This is a genomic window from Streptomyces racemochromogenes, from assembly GCF_044129415.1.
Lineage (GTDB): Bacteria > Actinomycetota > Actinomycetes > Streptomycetales > Streptomycetaceae > Streptomyces > Streptomyces racemochromogenes_A.
Map to the genome: position 1 here is coordinate 1 of NZ_JBBDHD010000085.1, position 16,321 is coordinate 16,321.

Below are 16,321 nucleotides of genomic sequence, written 5' to 3' on the forward strand. Positions count from 1 at the left end.
TCGTTCAGCTCCTCGGCCCGGCCCGTGAAGTCGGGCAGGTCGTAGGGGCGCGGGCTACGCGACGACCGGCGGCGGGGCCTCTATGGCGCCCTGGAGGAGGGAGAGCGGCAGCAGCACCACGGCGGTGGTGCCCCCGTACGGGGAGGGCCGCAGGTGCACCCGGATGCCGTGGCGTGCGGAGAGCCGGCTGACCACGAAGAGCCCGAGGCGGTCGCTGTCGAAGAGGTCGAGGTCCTCGGACTGCTCGATGCGGCGGTTCGCCGCGGCGAGGGCCTCGCGTCCCATCCCGAGCCCGCGGTCCTCGACCTCCAGCACGTAGCCGGCGCCGACGGGCTCGCCGCCGACCCGGACCCGGGTGTGCGGCGGGGAGAACTGGGCGGCGTTCTCGATCAGTTCGGCGAGGAGGTGGGTGAGGTCGGCGACCGACCCCCCGGCCACGGAGACCTCCACGAGCCCCTGCACCTCGACGCGGGGGTAGTCCTCGATCTCGGAGACGGCGGCGCGCACGACGTTCGTCAGCGGCACCGGGGTCCGCCAGGCCCGGCCGGGGGCGGCGCCCGACAGGATGATCAGGCTCTCCGCGTGGCGGCGCATCCGGGTGGTGAGGTGGTCGAGGCGGAAGAGGTCGCCGAGCTCGCCCGGGTCGTCGGCGCGGCGCTCCATCGAGTCGAGCAGGCTGAGCTGCTTGTGGACCAGGACCTGGCTGCGGCGGGCGAGGTTGACGAAGACGCCGCTGACCCCGCTGGCGAGTTCGGCCCGCTCGACGGCGGCTCCGAGGGCGGCCCGGTGCACGGTGGAGAGGGCCTGGCGGACCTGGGTGATCTCGTCCGCGGCGGGCGGACCCGGCGGGGCCTCGGCGTCGATGTCGATCTCGTCGGCCCGGCCCGCCCGGATCCGGTCCATGGCCTGCGGCAGTTTGCGGTGGGCGATCTCCAGGGCGGAGTTGCGCAGCGAGACCAGTTCCACGACCAGGAAGCGGCCGATGCGGACGCAGATGACGAGCGACACGGCGACGGCGGCCAGGCCCAGCAGCACGGCGGCGCCGGCCGGGCTGAGGGCGGCTTCGGCGAGCGGGTCGGCCCGGTCCGCCGTCTCGGCGTGCGCGGCCTGGCCGATCTCGCGCATCGAGCTGCTGACGCTGCTGTAGGCGCCGTCCCAGCCCGGGGGCGTGCCGCGCGGCTCCTTGGCGGCGGAGGCGCCGGCGCCCGCGGCCGCGGGGGTCAGGGCCTTGTCCTCGGCGCCGGTGAGCTCGGCGTAGGCGGCGCTCTTCGCCACGGACTCCCAGACCGCCCGCTGGCCGGGGGGCAGGTCCGCCGCGCCGGCCGCGGTCAGGACCCGGCGGGTCTCCACCATGCCGGTCAGCCGGCGCTGCGCGTCGGCGGTGCGGGGACCCGGCAGGGCGAGCAGCGCGTCCTCCCGGGAGAGCGTTTCGGCGGCCCGGGCGAACTCCAGCAGGACCCGGGTGCCCGGCCCGGAGCCGGCGTCCCGGCCGTCGGCCAGGGCGCCCTCGACGGCGAGGGCGGAATCGGCCACGCGGGTGTACGTGTCGTAGGCGCCGTCCGGGGTGGCCCGGCGGCCGGTGATGTCCTGGCGGGCGGAGCCGAGTGCTTCCGCGTCGGCGACGAAGGCGCCGAGCCGGACGGCCACGTCGGTGCGGTAGCCGCCGGAGTCGGCGACGGTGTGGCTCTCGCCCAGCCTCAGCCGCCGTACGGCCGCGTCGGTCCGCCGGGCCTGCTGTTCGAGGGCGGAGGCCTGGTCGGAGGCGGGGTCGGCCAGGAAGCGGACGGCGGCCCGGCGTTCGGCCTGGATCTCGGTGAGGGCGGCGGCGACGGGGGTGCGGATCTCGGCGTCGGCCTGCCGGACGCGGCCGGTGCGGACGATGTCCTGGGCGGCGCCGACGGTGGCGAAGCCCCAGAGGGCCAGCAGGGAGACCACGGGGACCATCAGCAGTGAGACGATCTTGGCGCGGACGGTGGCGGGCCGCAGCCGGAGCCCCGTCCGCGCCGGGTGGCCGTCGCCCGCGCCGGTCCCCCCGCCGGGGAGCCCCGGCCCGGCCGCCTCGTGTGCGGGGGGACCGGCGTGGGCGCGGCGGCCGCGCGAGAGGGGCGCGGGCGGCCGCGGCGGCGCTGGTTCCGGTCTTCTGCGGGGTGTGCGCATGGGCTCCTCGTTCCGGGGCGGTACGGCTGGACGGCGCGGGGGTCAGCGGGAGGCCGCGGGACGCTCCGCCGACGGCCGCGCGCGGCCGGGCGGGTACGGGGAGGCGGAAACGGGGACCGGGGCGGGGGAAGGGTCCGCGGCCGGGGCGGGGGAACGATCCGCAACCGGGGCGGGGGAAGGGTCCGCAGCCGGGGCGGGCGCGGGGACGAAGGCGGACGCGGAGGCCGACGCCGCCCGCTCGTCGGCCGTCGGGGACAGGGCGACGAAGGCCGCGGTGATGAAGAGGTAGGAGCCCAGCCCGACCGCCAGGGGGAAGATGAACTGCAGCGCGGTGGCCCCCGGCAGCGCCTGGGCCGAAGGGGTCACCCGGACGGAGACGGCCATCATCCCGGTGTAGTGCATGCTGCTGACGGCCGCGCCCATGACGAGGGAGGCTGCGGCGACGGCCAGCGGTGACCTGATGTTGAGGGCGGCCCAGAGCGCGGCGGTCGCGGCGACGACGGCGATGGCGACGGAGATCCCGACGACGAGCGGGTCGTAGGTGATCCGGCCGTGCAGCCGCAGGGCCGCCATGCCCAGGTAGTGCATGCTCGCGACGCCGAGGCCGGTGGTGAGCCCGCCGAGGACCAGGGAGCGGCCGCGGTCCCTGCCATAGCCGACGGCGAAGAGGCCGGCGCCGACGACGAGCACGGCGACGAGGAGGCTGAGCAGGGTCAGCGGCACGTCGTAGTGGATCTCGGTACCGGTGATGTGGAAGCCCAGCATGGCGACGAAGTGCATCGTCCAGATGCAGGTGGCGAAGGAGGAGGCGGCGGTGACCAGCCAGTTGCGGCGGGAGGGGCCCGTCGCGGCGAGCGCGCGGACGGTGCAGCGCAGCCCCAGGGCGGCGCCGATCGAGGCCATCACGTATGACAGCGCGGGTGTCAGCCAGCCATAGGCGGCGTGGTCCAGGTGTCCCATGGCCACCGGACGCTAGTCCGGGTGAGGGGGCGAACACGGAGCGCATTTCGAAAGCCGCTGGAACTGCTGGAATATGACAGACATGCGTTCATCTGCGATCGCGGCAGGGGGCAGCTTGCCCACCGGCCGCCCCGGGTGCGGAATCATGGGCGCATGAGCACTGTGAACCGTATGAGCGAGGACCACACGCGTGTACAGGAGTTCTTCGGGGCGCGCGCGGACGCCTGGGACGAGAAGTTCCCGGAGGACGGGCCCGCCTTCGCGACGGCCGTGTCCGCGTGCGGGATCGGGCCGGGCGACCGGGTGCTCGACGCCGGCTGCGGGACCGGGCGGGCGCTGACCCCGCTGCGCGCGGCCGTCGGCCCTTCCGGGACCGTGCTCGGCGTGGACCTCACCGCGCCGATGCTCGCCGCCGCCCGGCGGGCGGGACGCGGGGCGGACGGGACGCTGCTGCGCGCGGACGTCGCCCGCCTGCCGCTGCGCGACGGGGTGCTGGACGCGGTGTTCGCGGCCGGGCTGGTCGCGCACCTGCCCGACCCGGCGGCGAACCTGGGCGAGCTCGCCCGCGTGGTCCGCCCCGGCGGTCGGCTCGCCCTGTTCCACCCGATCGGGCGAGCCGCCCTGGCCGCGCGCCACGGCCGCGAGCTGACCCCGGACGACCTGCGGGCCGAGCACAACCTCGGCCCGCTGCTGGCCGGTTCCGGCTGGGAGATGACCTCGTACGCCGACGAGGACGCCCGTTTCCTCGTCCTGGCCGTCCGCCGCCCCTGACAGGGGCCCGCGGTACGCCGGCACCCGCCCCGGGGTCCCCGCCGGACCGGGCGGCTACGCCGGAGGCTGGGCGTCCGCTCCTGCCGGGCGGCGCGGGTGGGGCACGGGGCAGCCGCTCGCCCCGGGCACCGGGAAGGTGCCGAGCTCGCCCACGTCGTAACCGTGGGGGTAGCCCTTGATCTCCGGGTTCTGGCGCGCGTAGTGCGGGGCCGTCCGCGGCGGCAGCAGCCGTACCGCCCGGCCGCGCAGCCGCAGGGCGGTGCGGACCAGGCGGCCGACCGCGGGGTGCGGGCGCTCGTAGCGGAAGGCCTTCAGCAGCGGTTCGTCGAGCAGGGCCAGGCTCGCGCCGCGCACGGCGGGGGCGAGGGGTGCCGGGTACCAGGAGGCCATCAGGCCGAGGGTGGAGTCGGCCACCGCGCGGCCGCCCTCGTCCCAGCCGAAGTGGGCCTCCTCGTAGGCGTCGAGGGTGGTCTCGAACTCCTCGTAGGTGTCCGGAACGTCCTTGATGCCCAGGTGCCTGCCCAGCTCGGCGTAATAGCGGGCGCAGGCGCGGCGCTCGTGGTGGGTCAGCGGGCGCCAGCCGTAGGCGTCGATCCAGCGTGCGGGGATCACCACGAACGTGCACAGGACGTAGCGCATGTCGTCGTCGGAGATGTCGTAGCTGCGGTGCATCTGGTTGACGCGGCGGATGGCGGTGCGCGCCGTGTCGTGGTCGAAGCCGTGCTCCACGACCGCGTCGAGGAGCAGCGCGGTGTCGTCGTAGCGCTTCTGGGGGCGCTCGGTGAACTCGGCCGTCTCGGCGAGCAGGCCGCCGATGCTCGGGACGGCGTAGGTGCGGAAGAGCGCGAGTTCCAGGGCGCGGGTGAAGTCCCAGGGGAACTCGTAGGTGGCGGTGAGCCGGTAGATGGCGAGGAAGTCCCTGTCGGGGTCGAGCCGGAGGATCTCCTTCAGCCGGTCGTAACGCTGCACCGGTCTCCCTTTCTGTGGCGGGTCCCCAACTCTACGTGCAGGTAGCGGGCTTGGAAATCGCCGCCCGCCGGGTCTCGACGGGCGAGTTACCGGCTGGTTAGGGTGCGCCCACGAGACTGCGATCGGGAGGCCACGTGTCGGACGAGGAGGGCGGGGGCTCTCTGTACGTGCTGAGTGCCGTGCTGCTGACCCCCACGCAGTTCCCGGCGCTGCTCGGCGACGACTTCCCGGAGGCGTGCGCGCTGCTGGGCGTGCCGCCCGCCGCCGAGGGGTACGGGCTGGTGCTCGGCCAGGACGAGGAGGGCGCCCGCTGGACGGTCGTCGTGGACGACGTCTCGCTCGTCGCCGCCGCCATCGCCTCCTGGGACTGCGGCATGGAGTACGACCTGTCGCCCGACGAACGGACGGTCGTGCTCTCGCTGGCGGGCTGGCCGCTGGAGCTGACCGTGTCCGCGCCCGGCATCCCGGCACCGCACGACCCGGAGCGGGGTGCGGACGGGACGGGACGGGTGCCGCTGGCCCCGCCGTCGGCGGACACCTGGGGGCCGGTGCAGCGGAGGCTGGGCGCGGACCAGATCGCCCGGGAGTGGGCGGACTGGCGCGAGCGCGTGGCGGAGGACGGCGGGGCCGCGGCCGCCGCACACCCCGGGCTGGCGCGGGCGCTGCGGGAGGCCGAGGGCTACACCCGGCAGGCCCCGCCGCCGGGGCGGGTCCGGTCGTCCTTCGCGGGCGAGGGCGTACGGGCCCTCCGGGCGGACGGGCCCGGCTGGTCGCTGGTGGCCCGCACCGGCGAGGCGGCGTTCGTCCTGCTGGACGAGGAGCCGGGCGAGGTGCTGGCGGTGCCCCGCCAGGGTGCGGGCGGGCTGCCCGAGCTGTCCGGCCTGCTGGCGGCGCTGGACCGCGTCGCCATACGGCCGGCCCGAGGACGGACGGAGAACGGGGAACAGTGATGGTCGAGTCGGTGCCCGTGGGCGTGGTCGTGGGCGGCCGGGCGGACGCAGTGGACGACGACTGGGGGCGGGAACAGGCCGTGATCCGGCTCGACGCCGAGCTCTTCGGGCCGGAGGCCCTCTACGGGCTGGAGGACTTCTCGCACGTCGAGGTCGTCTACCACTTCGACCGGGTACCGGTGGAGAAGATCGAGACGGGCGCCCGGCACCCCCGGGGGAACCGGGACTGGCCGCTGGTCGGCATCTTCGCCCAGCGCGGGAAGAACCGGCCCAACCGGCTCGGCGTCTCGCGGTGCCGGGTGGTGCGGGTCGACGGGCTGGAGGTGCACGTGGAGGGACTGGACGCGGTGGACGGCACCCCGGTGCTCGACCTCAAGCCGTACATGGAGGAGTTCGGCCCGCGGGGCGGGGTCCACCAGCCGGAGTGGGCGACCGCCCTGATGCGCGACTACTACTGAGGCATCCGCACCCGCCCTACCCGGGGCGCATCCGCTCAGACCCGTTCGAGCGGTATGTGCGGCAGCGGGGGGGAGGGTGACCGTGATGGGGTCGCCGGGGCGGACCGTGCCGCCCCGGTGGACCACGCCCATGATCCCCGCCTTGCGGACCGGCCTGCCCTCCTCGTCCCGGCCGACGACCTGCTTGAGCAGTCCGTCCTGGAAGGCGTTGATCTGCGGGCACGGGTTGCGCAGCCCGGTCACCTCCACGACCGCCTCCGCGCCGATGCCCAGCAGGGTGCCGGTCGGCAGGGCCAGGAGGTCTATGCCCTCGGTGGTGACGTTCTCCCCGAGCTGGCCGGGCCCGACCTCGTAACCCGCGCCGGCGACCTCGTCGAAGAGTTCCCGGTGGATCAGGTGCACCTGGCGCAGGTTCGGCCGGGTCGGGTCCCGCGCCACGCGCGAGCGGTGCCTGACCGTGACCCCGGCGTGCACGTCGCCCTCGACGCCGAGACCGGTGAGCAGGGTGATGCTCTCGCGGTTCGGCTTGGTGAAGGAGTACACGCCGTTGCTGCTGACCGCCGCGACCTGTGCCGTGGTGGTGGTGCTCATGTGTCTTCCCCCCCTCCGCCGCTTCAGCGGCCGAGCCGTTTCCTCGACATCCCGCGCACCCGACGCCTCTGGGAGGAGTCCAGGAGGAGATAGGCCAGCACCGGCACCCCGATCAGAACCGCCACCGCCGGCCAGAATCCGAACAGCCAGAACAGCACGACCGCTGCCGCGACCGCGACGACCGCGGTCCTTCCGCCCTTCGACATCTGCGGACACCTCCTCCTGCGTCGGCCACTACCCCCACAACGCGCCGCGGCGGTGGCACGTTCCCGGCCACACGGACTCCGCGCGAACTCCACGCGACACGACCGACGACCGATGACCGGCCGCCGGACGGCACCGGGCCCGGACGGGCGGCCGCGGCTCGGGCGGGCGCGCGCGCAGGAGGCGGGTTTCGGCGCGGAGTGGCCGACGTGATGCTTGCCGGGCTCCCCCGACCGCACCACGATGGGGGCGCTCCGCTCACCGCGGCGCCACGGTCCCTGGGAGGTCACATGGGCGATCCGTCGCCGGCGCTGCCGGGCGGGGCCGATCCCGTCGAACGCACGCGCGTCCTGCGGCGGGCGCACGAGGCCTTCACCCGGGACGGGCGGGTCGAGCCGCCGGTCCGGGCGGTGATCGCGAAGTCCTGGCGGCGCTGCGCCCGGGCCCGGGTCAGCCCCGAGTGCGCGCCCCGGCTGGAGCGGCCGGAGCCGGAGCTGCTGGCGTACCGGGAGCGGCATCCGCTGGCCCGGGTGATGCCGCTGTTCCGGGACCTGGTGGGAACGTTCGCCGCGCACGGGGCCCACCTGCTGGCCGTGTGCGACGCGCGGGGCGGCCTGCTGTGGGTCGAGGGCGAACCCGCCACCCTGCGCCGGGCCGAGGGGCTGGGCTTCGTCCCGGGCTCGCGCTGGGCGGAGACGGCGATGGGAACCAACGCCCCCGGTACGGCGGTCGCGCTGGGAGAACCCGTACAGGTCTTCGGGGCCGAACACTTCAGCCGCCGCGTACACCCCTGGACCTGCGCGGCGGCGCCGGTCCGGGACCCGCGCACCGGACGGGTGCTGGGGGCGGTGGACATCACGGGCGGGGACGGTCTGGCCCACCCCCACTCGCTGGCCTTCGTACGAGCGGTGGCCCGGGCGGCCGAGGCCCAGCTGGCGCTGCTGCCACCCGAGCCGGACGCGGCCGCCGCCCACACCCTGACCGCGCTGGGCCGGGACGAGGCGCTGCTGGTGCTCGGCGGGCGGCGGATCACGACGGGGCGGCGGCACAGCGAGATCCTGGCCCTGCTCGCACAGCACCCGGAGGGGCTGACCGGGGAGGAGCTGGCCTACTGCCTCTACGAGGACGAGTCGGTGGCGGCCGTGACCCTGCGGGCGGAGATGTCCCGGCTGCGGGCGCTCCTGGGCGCCGGGAACCTGCTCTCGCGCCCGTACCGCACCGCCGTCCCCCTGGAGGCCGATTTCACCGCCGTGACACGGCACTTGGCGACGGGCGCCGTCTCGGCCGCCCTCACCCGCTATCCGGGTCCCCTGCTGCCGGCCTCCTCGGCCCCGGGGATCGTCCGGCTGCGGCGGCGGATCGAGGACCAGGCGCGGGCGGCGGTGATCGCCCGGGCGGACGTGGGACTGCTGTCGGACTGGGTGTGCAGCCCGTGGGGCGCGGAGGACCCGGAGGTGTGGCGGGCCCTGGCCGCGGCGCTGCCGCCGCGGGACCGGCCGGCCGCGCTGGCCCGCGTACGCTCCCTCGACGAGGAACTGGGCGCGGGGCGTGCAACGTTCCCGCAACCCGCCCGCCCCTAGCCTCCCTCCCGAGCGCTGTCCGACGGCGGGCGGCGCCCGGCAAGGGGAGGACCACCATGGCCCGTTACGCCGCACCCGGCACCGAGGGCGCCCTGATGGCGTACGCGACGCGCTACGACCACCACATCGGCGGGGAGTACGTGCCGCCCGCGCGCGGCCGGTACTTCGAGAACCGCTCCCCCATCACCGGACAGCCCTTCACGGAGGTCGCCCGGGGCACGGCGGAGGACGTGGAGCGGGCCCTGGACGCGGCCCACGCGGCGGCCCCGGCCTGGGGCCGTACGCCGGCCGCGGAGCGGGCGGGCATCCTGCTGCGCATCGCGGACCGCATGGAGCAGCACCTGGAGGCCCTGGCCGTCGCGGAGACCTGGGAGAACGGCAAGCCGGTCCGCGAGACCCTCGCCGCCGACCTGCCGCTGGCCGTGGACCAGTTCCGCTACTTCGCGGGGGCGCTGCGCGCGCAGGAGGGCTCCCTCAGCCAGCTGGACGAGGACACGGTGGCCTACCACTTCCACGAGCCGCTGGGCGTGGTCGGGCAGATCATCCCGTGGAACTTCCCGATCCTGATGGCGGTGTGGAAGCTGGCCCCGGCCCTGGCCGCGGGCAACACGGTGGTACTCAAGCCCGCCGAGCAGACCCCGGCGTCCGTCCACTACTGGCTCAGCCTGGTGGCGGACCTCCTTCCCCCCGGGGTGGTGAACATCGTCAACGGCTTCGGCGAGGAGGCGGGCAAGCCGCTGGCATCGAGCCCGCGCGTGGCGAAGGTGGCCTTCACCGGGGAGACGGCGACGGGCCGGCTGATCCTCCAGTACGCGGCGGAGCACCTGAAGCCGGTCACGCTGGAGCTGGGCGGCAAGAGCCCGAACCTGTTCTTCGACGACATCTGGGCGAAGGACGACGACCTGCGCGACAAGGCGCTGGAGGGCTTCACGATGTTCGCGCTGAACCAGGGCGAGGTGTGCACGAGCCCCTCGCGCGCCCTGGTCGAGCGCGGCCGCTACGGCGACTTCCTGGACGCGGCGGTCGCGCGCACCGAACTGATCGTGCCGGGCCACCCGCTGGACACGGACACGATGATCGGCGCGCAGGCCTCGGAGGAGCAGCTGAAGAAGGTCCTGTCGTACGTGGAGATCGGCCAGCGGGAGGGCGCGAAGATCCTCACGGGCGGCGGCCGCATCGACCACGGCGGCGACCTGTCGGGCGGCTTCTACGTCCAGCCGACCATCTTCGAGGGGGACAACCGGATGCGGATCTTCCAGGAGGAGATCTTCGGCCCGGTGGTGTCGGTGACCTCGTTCGAGGACTTCGACGACGCGGTCCGCATCGCCAACGACACGGCGTACGGCCTGGGCGCGGGCGTCTGGACCCGCGACGTCAACACGGCCTACCGCGCGGGCCGCGCGATCCAGGCGGGCCGCGTCTGGACGAACTGCTACCACGCGTACCCGGCCCACGCCGCCTTCGGCGGCTACAAGCAGTCGGGCATCGGCCGCGAAACCCACAAGATGATGCTGGAGCACTACCAGCAGACGAAGAACCTGCTGGTCAGCTACTCGCCGAAGAAGCTCGGCTTCTTCTAGAGAGCAGAAATCCGTTGCCTGGAGAGGGCATTGCCCTCTCCAGGCAACGCTCACGTCAATTACAGAAAGTAATCGAACGAGGCCCTTAAGCGACCTCTGGACCGCTTCAGTCCCTTCCTCCGGACCAGTCACGGACCAAGAAGTTTGAAATCTGGCAGCCCTACGAAAACCCAGAATGAGCGAATTCATCCTTGGGGAACGGAGGCACGGCACTACTATTCACCCCAGAGCCCGGTCTCTACATGACACCAATGAGGCGGTCGTCGCCCGCACCGCAGGCGCCATCGCTTCCTCAAGCACGCTGGTCAGTAGCGGCCTGGGGCGAGATCGGCGAGAGGGTCGGCACGACGAGTATCACGGCTCGGCGCAAGGCCCTGCACGAAGCCCAACGCGCCGCACACCGACATCAGACTATACTTCTTGATCTTGTGCACCCACCTGTACTTGCGTACATGACACGCGATACGCGTGGTCTGCGACGTGCCGATCATCGTGCGCAGGTGCCGTATGCCCGCGCCGATGCGTCCGGCCTAAGTCAAACGAGGTCGGCGTGCCAAGCCGTGTTGCGCGTCAAGTACCGGTAGCCGACCCACTCCTGCGCCAAGCGCCGGCCAGCGGTCAGGAGGCCGACCGCCTTCGCCCGGTGAGCTATGGGCATCCACTCGGCCAGAGCGCAAGCCTCCCCTGCATCGATACCCCTCTCCTTCGCACAGCGTGCGCGTCCTAGTTCCAGCAGCGCGCCGTAAAGACGTTCAGTGGGCTGGACAGCAGGAAGGCCTCGATCCATCGCCGTCTTGGATGCCGCGTGCGGAATACGGATACCGCTGAGATCAAGGTCACCGAAGTAGCGGATCTCCTTGATAAGGTGCTTTGCCGCGAGCGTGTTGACCGACGCACGGAATGTGCCGCCGAGTCCCCAGGCGACGTACCCCAGCCGGTGGTTGTCGGGGAGGCTGTGCACGAGAGACCACCAGGTGGCCGAGTTTTCGACCACGAGCAGAATGTCTCCCGAGCCGACACGCTGGTAGTAGCCGTCCCCGATTTCGGTCAGGAACGTCTCTGTGAGCAGCGGTGGGTGCGTCGTGAACGTACGCAGAGTCGCGTGCAGACGCTCGGGGTCTCCGAAGATCGGCCCCGAGCGCAGGGTGTCGAAGGTCTTTTCCGGCATAGGGAAATCCGCTTCGCTTCCGTAAGTTCCGAAGATCTCCAGAGCCCGCTCCCGGAGCGGCACAGGAAAGAAGTCCGGATCGGTCATCAGCCACTGATTGACGGCCGCATACGCGGAGCGCTGCTTCGAAGTCGCGGTCGGCCACTCCCGGGCGAGCCGGTAGAGGTCGGGGTGCCAGTGCGGCATAGGCGGTACGGCGGATCGCGGAGGAGCGGTGGCACAGAGCCAGATCTTGACTGGCAGGGACACCTTGTCCCGGGTACGTTGCTTCATTTGCTCGATCAGACCGTGCTGTTCGAGCTCGTCCAATAGTCGTGACATGAGTAGCGGTTCGTATTCACCGTCCGGATTACGGTTATTCACCCTCCGGAATGCCACCCAGATGTCGTCCAGCACGACGCGTGTCCTGCGTGCGCCGTTCCAGCCCGCCTCGGTGGCACCAGCTCTCAGGTGCCGGATGAACTCACTTTGCCTGTGCTTCACGGGGGCTTCCGTCTTCCGTCTCTCGCTTGAAGATTCTGGTGGCAGTGACGTTGCCCGTGCCGTCCGGCTCGGCCAATACGTCGAGCGCCTCCTGGATTCGGTCGGTCACGCTGAGGTACTTGCGTCCCGCCCGCAGATCGGCGTCATTACGCAACCTCAGAATGAGAGGAAAGCGTTTGAGCGTGCCGTCGTCGGACAACCCTGTGGTGTAGATGAGTTGCACGCCCAGTGCTTCGGCGACCTTGCGTTGGAGGGCCAGCAGATAGTCTGCGTTGGCCCGGCCGATCGGGTTGTCGAGGAACAGGACACCAGAGTGCGTGTCCCTCTCCCTGCCCCGGTTACTCGCCCTCAGGGCGGCCATGGTGCAGTACAGAAGGATGGCCGCGGTGAGGTGCTGCCCGCCGGAGAAAACGTCCTTGATCTCAGAGACTCTGATCCGCTCGTTGCGCAGCACAGCGTCGGGCTTGAGCATGTCGATCCGGAACCCCTTGGGGACTACTGCCCTCACCCCCGCGAGCAGCAGCGACATCCCATCCCTGCGCACCGTCCGTCCATCCGCAGTATGGCCCTTCGCCGCCTCGTCGATGACCTCGCCGATGCGCAGGTGCGCGGTGTCGCCCTCTGCCGGGGTGAAACGGAAGCGGAGGAACTCCTGAGCGGCCCAGTCGTCCAGGCTTGCCGGCAGTCGTGACATCCGCTGCGCCTGACGCAACGAGGCCAATGCCTTGTCGACCTGCGCTTTGAGGTTCTGCACGATCAGTGTGCGGTGTCGCTCTGTCTGGTCGATCTCCTCGTTCAAGGCGCGCAGGCGCGGCCGGAGGGCGTCGGTCCACTCAGTGGCGCGGGCCGCCACCGTTTCCCAACCCGCAATACGAATCTGTGTCTGCACACGGACGTGCAGGTCTTTGAACTCTTGGGCAGCGGCGTGGTGCGTGATTCTCTCCGTAGCCGCGCGCAGGGTCTGCTCGTCGGTGTAGGCATGCGATTCGCAGGCCGTTCGTTCCTTGGTCAGCCGGGTGACGAGGTCCTGGGCTGTGCCCGCATCCCCTTCGTAGGGCGTGATGCCTACGGCCTCGCTGCCACCCTCGGGCAAGTCTGTGGTAAATCCGTCGACGATGAACTGGAAGGCCTTCGCCGATGCCTCGGCACTCTCCAGTTGGTGTCCGAGCCGAATGTGCAGTTCCTGCTGGGCCGTCACCTTGCGAGCACTTAAAGTCTGCTGTCGGCCGGCTTCATCAACTGCTTCAATACAGGACTCGATGTCGACCGGGTACTCGGGAATCTTTACTTTGGTCGTCACGCGACCCTTCGCAGCTGTTAGTTCGTCCGCACGGCGGGACTCGGCCACTGCTGCCTTCCGTGCTCCGGCCTCGGCTTCCTCCGCCGCATGGACCGCAATTTCCAAAGCCGTCACTCGCGCGGCTTCCTCGGAACCCTCGGGGCTCTTAAGCAGTACGGCCGCCCTGTCGCGGAGTTCCTCGGAGAGCTCGAAGTAGGCTCGTTTCGCCTTGGCGGCACGTTCGTCTGCTCGCTCACGTTCTTCCAGCAGGTCGCTCCCGACCTGGACGCGCAGGTATCGCGCTGCGGCCTGGTCGTACGTGCTCCGCAGCAAGGCTGTGGAGAGTTCGGGAACAGGATCGGAGCGGCGGACGACCTCGCTTCCGGGTAGCTTGGCTCGCTCTTCGTTGACGATACGCACGGTGCGTCGATGTTCGTCTGCTCTGCGTTGATGGTCCGTGACGAGCTTCTGGAGCTCGGCGGCCTCATCCTCTGCTTTCCCCGCGGCTTCCTGGTACTCCCGTACCCTCGCTGTCGCGACCGACACCTGCTCTGTCCACTCCGCCAAATGGCCGTGCCGGTCGGCAAGTTCCCTGAGACGCTCCAGCCGTTTGGTGAGCGAGTCCCGAGTCTCACGCAGGGGCGGGAGCTCCTCCTTGATCTTCTGCCGCCCTTCCTGGAGCGTCTGGAGCATTTCCCGGCGTTCGGCCACCTGAGCTTCGGCGGCTGTGTGCTCCAGCACCACACCCGCGAGTTCTTCGGTCAGTGCGGCGATACTGCCTTCCGGGTAAAGCGTCCGCCAGTTCGTGAGGGCATAGGTCAGACTGCCGTCCTGCTCGATGCGTGCGGCAAGCTCCTCGGCCCGGGCACTGTTTACGGCGTACCGAGCGTTGATCGCCTCGTGCTCGGCGTATGCCGCGTCCACGTCATACAGAGCGGGGTGGGGCGGGATCACCGCCTCGACGCCGCCTGTCAGTTCCGCCTCGGGGTCAGTGAAGGTCCTGGTTGTCGAAACCGAAACAAAAACGGTCGGCTGGGGACGCAGTGCCGTGAGTACTTCTCGGGCCCGGTCGATGTCGTCAGGATCGTGAAGGAGGATTCCCGCGGCCAGGTGCGGCAGCCGCTCCACGATGTCTCGTCGCCGGTCAGCATCGGGGATGGCCGAGAGGTAGCGCCACCCCGGGACCGCGACCACTTTTGCGGTCTCAAGCGCCTTGCAGGCGTCAGAGACCACCTGGGCGGGTGGCAGGAGGTCGCCTGCGGCCAGGGCGAGGCGTGCCTGTTCATCGATGGACTCAACGACCTTGAGCTCGGTCCGTTCTCGTTCGGCCTCACCGCGTGCGGTGGTCAACGCGTCCAGGAGCGAGGTCACGTCGCGTTCGAGGTCGATGTGCGGCACATCGAGGAGCCCGGCGAGTCGGGGGTTCGCTTCCAAGCGCGCTGTTTGTGTGCGGACCTCGTCCAGGCGGGCGATGAGACCGTCACGACGCCCACGCAGGTCTCCTGCCTCCGCCCCGGCCTTCCGCAACTCGTCCTGCGCGAGGGCCTCTCGATCTGCGAGTTCTGCCCATTCTCGTTCTAGATCCGTCACTCGCTGGGCTGCGTTGTCGCGTCCTTTCTGAACGGTCTCCACGGTCCGGGGCAATGCGACGGCGTCATGCAGCAGACCGTCGGCGACGGCTGCCTCGATGTCCTCGTGCAGGCGTGTGATCGATTGGCAGAACTGGGCGGCCTCGTATTCGGCCTTCGTGGCGTCTCGGTGCGCCGCGCGAGCACGCTCTTGTGCGGCGCTCTTCTCCTTCTCCCCGGCCGCAGCCCGCTTCAGCTCGCCGGAGGCAGTTTGGGCAGCCTCGTCAGCCGTCGCCCACAGGCTGCGTGCAAGGCGGCGGGCCGCGACGTCGCGTTCTTCCAATGCCGGACGGGCCTTCTCCTCCTCAGCGCCGATGAGATCGGTCAGCGCCTTGACCTGAGCGATGCTGTCGTCGTACTCATGCACGGTCGAAGTCTCTCGCCACGCGGCGACGAGAGCGCGAGCCTGCGACAGTGCATCCTCGCTCGCCGTCAGCTCCCGCTGAGCCATCTTGTGTTTCAAGTAGACAAGGTGGCAACGCAGTTCGACCACGATCGCCTCGGCCTGGTCGGCGGCGCGTGTCAGCTCATCGAGTTCCTCTTGCGACGTGACGACCTTTGCGCGCTGTCCACGCACCACGTCCTGCTCGCTTCGCGCGCGCACCCGAAGCCGTTCGCCCAGCTCCGTGACATCACGGGCGGCCTTCTCCGCTCGGCGCCGCGATAGGCGGCCCGCTTCGGCCAGTTCTACGATCGGGCCCAGGAGATCGAGTGCGCCGGCGACAAACTCCCGCTCGGTGAGGAGCAACCCACGGCTCGCGAGCCGCTCCACGTGTTCGGAGACCAGCGCCGCCAGGTCGTCCATTTCCTCTGACCTGACGATCGCCCGCAGCAGGAAGTCGACGAACTTCACGTCCGAATCGAGCTTGAGCCAGTTCGCCGCTTCGCCTTCGTCGACGTTCATCTCCCGCTGGTACCTGAAGAGTTCGGGGTCGATGCCGAGCAGTTGCAACCTATTCGTCCAGTCGCCCTGATGCCGTGTCCAGTACAGGTCCAGACTCTGGTCAGCCGCGTGCGCCTCCTGGAGCTCGTCCCGGTATGTGTCCAAGGTGCGCGACTTCGCACCGACCGCCATCGGGAGGGTTCGAAGGTTGATCTCGTTACTGGGCCGGAGGCAGTACCAGCGCTCGCTGAGGTTGTCCGAGACTTCGGAGGCAACCTGGTTGCGCCATGCCAGCACCTTGCCGGTGAGCAGCAGATCGCCGGTGAGCGGGTTCATCCACTCCAGAACGATGTGGGACACGTCCTTGGGCATGACGAACTTCTCCAGGACGCGCGTGTTGGTCGTGCCCACGGTATGGCGCCGCCCGGGAAGGACGACGGAGAAGACGAGCTTGAGAAGAACGGACTTGCCGCCCCCGTTCTCCAGCAGAACCAGGCTGGCGGGCGAGGGTCGGTAGGTCGTAGCGGTGGCGTCGAAGAGGGCTCCCTGCTCGGCACCCACCGGGCGTCCCGCGCCACTGAGGTCCAGGGTGACGTCGTGGAAGCGGGCACCTGCTGGTCCAACGGTCCTCAGCCGGACGCGGGACAGCTCGTACATGGC

At 71.0% G+C, this 16,321-nt stretch carries 11 protein-coding genes and 1 pseudogene; 5 read left to right on the plus strand and 7 right to left on the minus strand.

Annotation, left to right across the window (positions count from 1 at the left end):
- Nucleotides 1–54: 54 nt before the first annotated feature.
- Both WDV06_RS26010 and WDV06_RS26015 read right to left on the minus strand, forming a co-directional pair.
- Nucleotides 55–2,157: a sensor histidine kinase gene (locus WDV06_RS26010; protein WP_395512204.1), complete on the minus strand. Its 2,103-nt coding sequence runs from the start codon at nt 2,155–2,157 to the stop codon at nt 55–57.
- A 42-nt stretch (nt 2,158–2,199) separates the two neighbouring features.
- Nucleotides 2,200–3,117, minus strand: coding sequence for an MHYT domain-containing protein (locus WDV06_RS26015; protein WP_395512205.1), 918 nt, complete (start codon nt 3,115–3,117; stop codon nt 2,200–2,202).
- Between the two features lie 153 nt (nt 3,118–3,270).
- Between WDV06_RS26015 and WDV06_RS26020 the strand changes: the two genes are divergently transcribed.
- On the plus strand, nt 3,271–3,888 hold the full coding sequence (locus WDV06_RS26020; RefSeq protein WP_395512206.1) for a class I SAM-dependent methyltransferase: 618 nt from the start codon (nt 3,271–3,273) through the stop codon (nt 3,886–3,888).
- Nucleotides 3,889–3,942: 54 nt separating this feature from the next.
- On the opposite strand, the gene WDV06_RS26025 is transcribed toward WDV06_RS26020, so the two are convergent.
- Nucleotides 3,943–4,857: an oxygenase MpaB family protein gene (locus WDV06_RS26025; protein ID WP_395512207.1), complete on the minus strand. Its 915-nt coding sequence runs from the start codon at nt 4,855–4,857 to the stop codon at nt 3,943–3,945.
- Nucleotides 4,858–4,991: 134 nt separating this feature from the next.
- Here WDV06_RS26025 and WDV06_RS26030 point away from each other — a divergent pair, with 134 nt between their 5' ends.
- Entirely contained in the window at nt 4,992–5,807 is an 816-nt protein-coding gene (locus WDV06_RS26030) for a hypothetical protein (protein WP_395512208.1), read from the plus strand.
- Nucleotides 5,807–6,265, plus strand: a complete 459-nt coding sequence (locus WDV06_RS26035) for an SAM-dependent methyltransferase (RefSeq protein WP_395512209.1) — start codon at nt 5,807–5,809, stop codon at nt 6,263–6,265. The genes WDV06_RS26030 and WDV06_RS26035 overlap by 1 nt, the downstream gene beginning before the upstream one ends.
- Before the next feature lie 35 nt (nt 6,266–6,300).
- On the opposite strand, the pseudogene WDV06_RS26040 reads toward WDV06_RS26035, so the two are convergent.
- Nucleotides 6,301–6,856: pseudogene (locus tag WDV06_RS26040) on the minus strand (MOSC domain-containing protein).
- Between the two features lie 23 nt (nt 6,857–6,879).
- The gene (locus tag WDV06_RS26045) at nt 6,880–7,062 is read right to left on the minus strand and encodes a hypothetical protein (RefSeq protein ID WP_395512210.1); all 183 of its coding nucleotides are present in this window, start codon (nt 7,060–7,062) and stop codon (nt 6,880–6,882) included.
- A 288-nt stretch (nt 7,063–7,350) separates the two neighbouring features.
- On the opposite strand from WDV06_RS26045, the gene WDV06_RS26050 reads away from it, so the two are divergent.
- Both WDV06_RS26050 and exaC read left to right on the plus strand, forming a co-directional pair.
- Nucleotides 7,351–8,640 (plus strand): helix-turn-helix domain-containing protein, encoded by a 1,290-nt coding sequence (locus WDV06_RS26050; RefSeq protein ID WP_395512211.1) that lies wholly within the window; start codon nt 7,351–7,353, stop codon nt 8,638–8,640.
- 56 nt (nt 8,641–8,696) lie between these two features.
- Nucleotides 8,697–10,220, plus strand: coding sequence for an acetaldehyde dehydrogenase ExaC (exaC, locus tag WDV06_RS26055; RefSeq protein WP_395512212.1), 1,524 nt, complete (start codon nt 8,697–8,699; stop codon nt 10,218–10,220).
- 535 nt (nt 10,221–10,755) lie between these two features.
- On the opposite strand, the gene WDV06_RS26060 is transcribed toward exaC, so the two are convergent.
- Entirely contained in the window at nt 10,756–11,784 is a 1,029-nt protein-coding gene (locus tag WDV06_RS26060; RefSeq protein WP_395512213.1) for a hypothetical protein, read from the minus strand.
- Between the two features lie 67 nt (nt 11,785–11,851).
- Nucleotides 11,852–16,318, minus strand: coding sequence for a coiled-coil domain-containing protein (locus WDV06_RS26065; RefSeq protein WP_395512214.1), 4,467 nt, complete (start codon nt 16,316–16,318; stop codon nt 11,852–11,854).
- Nucleotides 16,319–16,321: the final 3 nt, after the last annotated feature.

Excerpts from the sequence above, each read along its gene's own strand:
- WDV06_RS26010 (WP_395512204.1), bottom strand. The coding sequence starts at position 2,157 with ATGCGCACACCCCGCAGAAGACCGGAACCAGCGCCGCCGCGGCCGCCC.
- WDV06_RS26015 (WP_395512205.1), bottom strand. The coding sequence starts at position 3,117 with ATGGGACACCTGGACCACGCCGCCTATGGCTGGCTGACACCCGCGCTG.
- WDV06_RS26020 (WP_395512206.1), top strand. The coding sequence starts at position 3,271 with ATGAGCACTGTGAACCGTATGAGCGAGGACCACACGCGTGTACAGGAG.
- WDV06_RS26035 (WP_395512209.1), top strand. The coding sequence starts at position 5,807 with ATGGTCGAGTCGGTGCCCGTGGGCGTGGTCGTGGGCGGCCGGGCGGAC.
- WDV06_RS26045 (WP_395512210.1), bottom strand. The coding sequence starts at position 7,062 with ATGTCGAAGGGCGGAAGGACCGCGGTCGTCGCGGTCGCGGCAGCGGTC.
- WDV06_RS26050 (WP_395512211.1), top strand. The coding sequence starts at position 7,351 with ATGGGCGATCCGTCGCCGGCGCTGCCGGGCGGGGCCGATCCCGTCGAA.
- exaC (WP_395512212.1), top strand. The coding sequence starts at position 8,697 with ATGGCCCGTTACGCCGCACCCGGCACCGAGGGCGCCCTGATGGCGTAC.
- WDV06_RS26065 (WP_395512214.1), bottom strand. The coding sequence starts at position 16,318 with ATGTACGAGCTGTCCCGCGTCCGGCTGAGGACCGTTGGACCAGCAGGT.